A 2,470-nucleotide genomic window follows, 5' to 3' on the forward strand; every position below is an offset into this window, starting at 1 on the left:
GTCTAGTGAATATACGACTATAAAAAGCTAATTGACTTTGATAATGAAAGCAAAGGAGGAATCAACTCATGCCTTACTATAAAAGTATGGGGAAAATACCACGGAAAAGGCATACCGTTTTTAAAAAGGAGGACGGGGCGCTTTTTAGAGAGCAAGTGATGGGGACTAAAGGGTTTTCCGGTCTTCAATCAATTTTGTACCATCATAACCCGCCTACACAAATGGTCGAAGCAACGCTATTAGGAAAAGTAAAACTGGAATACGAAGAACAGGAGGCCCTAAGTCACCGGCATTTTAAAACTAGTAAACTCACAAAGAAAAATGATGCTGTATCTGGGAGGGAGTATGTACTAGGTAATGATGACCTGATAATTGGCATTGTCAGTCCGGACAAAGAAATGGATTTCTTTTATCGAAACAGCGATGGTGATGAGGTGTTGTTTGTTCATCATGGCAACGGTAAAGTGGAAACGATGTTTGGTACGCTCCCATATCGCCCAGGCGACTACATTGTCATTCCGGTTGGAACCATTTATAAGCTAACACCAGATCAAGGCGAAACAAAATTGCTAGTGATTGAAACCACCAGCTGGATTACATCACCGAAGCGATATCGAAATGAGTTTGGCCAGCTGCTAGAGCATAGCCCATTTTGTGAAAGAGACATTCATGGTCCACAAACATTAGCAACTTATACCGAAACAGGGGAATTTGTTGTCAGGACGAAATCAAGGGGCTACATGCATTCACATCTCTACCATCATCATCCATTAGATGTTGTTGGATGGGATGGATATCTATTTCCTTACACATTCAATGTGGAAGATTTTGAACCGATTACTGGCCGCATCCATCAGCCGCCACCCGTCCACCAGACATTTGAAGGACATAACTTTGTGATTTGCTCGTTTGTGCCTCGACTCTATGATTATCATCCAGAGGCGATTCCGGCACCATATTATCATAGCAATGTAGATAGTGATGAGGTACTTTACTATGTTGAAGGCAATTTCATGAGCCGAAAGGGCGTTGAAGAAGGTTCAATCACATTACATCCTTTAGGAATCCCGCATGGACCGCATCCGGGGAAAATCGAAGCTAGTATTGGAAAGAAAGAAACACTTGAATTAGCTGTTATGATTGATACCTTCAAGCCACTGAAAGTTTTAAAAACTGCCCATGAGATCGAGGATCGAGACTATAAATACAGCTGGAATATTAAGTAAAATTTTTATATCATTTAGAAATGTAAGCCTTTACAATAAAAGTGCGTGTTGTTACAATTTTCTATAAATTCTAACAAAAAGGTTGCAACCAGAAGAATATTTGAGGCATACAAAAAAAGCCGAGCACATAGGTAGTAGCAAATATAAATTGGGGGAGAAAAAAATGAAAAAATGGTTGACCTTAATGATCAGTATGCTATTAGTATTTAGTCTTGCGGCCTGTAATGAAAAAACGAGTGGCAAAGGTGATGCCATAAAAATTGGTGTCAATCTTGAGTTATCTGGTGCTGCAGCTGTTTGGGGAGTGCCGCAAAAAGACGCGATTGAATTGCTAGTAAAAGAGATTAATGATGATGGCGGCATCAATGGCAAAAAAATCGAGCTTGTTGTATATGACAATGAATCTAGCGAAACGCAATCTCTAGTCGTTACGAAAAAGCTAGTGGAACAGGATAAAGTTGTCGCAATTATTGGAGGCGGTACAACGCCAACTACTATGCCTCTACTTCCTTATATTGAAAAAAGTAAAGTTCCAGTTGTTTCTGTAGGTTCAGGTGATGCGATTTCTTCTCCGGCTGAGGAACGCCACTGGGTGTTTAAAACACCTGTTGATAATGAAGATATCTCAGTTAGTATTATCGAACTTTTAAAGAAAGAAAATAAAAAGAATATCGCATTCATGGCATTGAACAATGCTTATGGAGAGAGCGGATTGAAAACCTTTGAAAAAGTAGCAAAGGACAACGGAATCAACATCGTTGCTGTTGAAAAGTTTGGGATGGGCGATAAAGACATGAAGCCACAGTTAACGAAAATTAAAGGCATGAACCCAGATGCGATTGTAGTATGGTCAATCCCGCCGGCTGCATCAATCGTCAACCGCAACTACTGGGAGTTGAAAATGGATAATATGCTTATCTACCCAGCAGGAGCAGGATCGAATGCATTTGTTGAACTTGCTGGAAAAGAGGCAGCAGAAGGAACATATGTAGCTGCAGGTAAGGTGTGGGTCTCTGATCAAATAGAAGCTGACGATGTTCAAAAAGACATCATCTCTAAATATGTTAAGGAATTTGAAGCGAATACTAAACATGGGGCAAGCCCAATTGATGGCATGGCATACGATGCAATGCTGCTAATCTCTAAAGCTATCGACAAATCTGGAGATGAAGTGACAAGGGATTCTATCAGAGACAATTTAGAGAAATTAGAGAATGTTATTGGTGTTACAGGTGTGTTCAATC

At 40.2% G+C, this 2,470-nt stretch carries 2 protein-coding genes; both read left to right on the forward strand.

The annotated features are described in order from the left end of the window. Window positions 1-68: 68 nt before the first annotated feature. Complete coding sequence (locus WB217_RS16675) at window positions 69-1,226, forward strand: homogentisate 1,2-dioxygenase (protein ID WP_423994398.1); 1,158 nt, start codon at window positions 69-71, stop codon at window positions 1,224-1,226. A 163-nt stretch (window positions 1,227-1,389) separates the two neighbouring features. Continuing rightward, a partial coding sequence (locus WB217_RS16680) for an ABC transporter substrate-binding protein (RefSeq protein WP_423994399.1) occupies window positions 1,390-2,470 on the forward strand: 1,081 nt, incomplete at its 3' end.

This window comes from Mesobacillus sp., assembly GCF_049588175.1.
Classification (GTDB): domain Bacteria; phylum Bacillota; class Bacilli; order Bacillales; family Cytobacillaceae; genus Mesobacillus.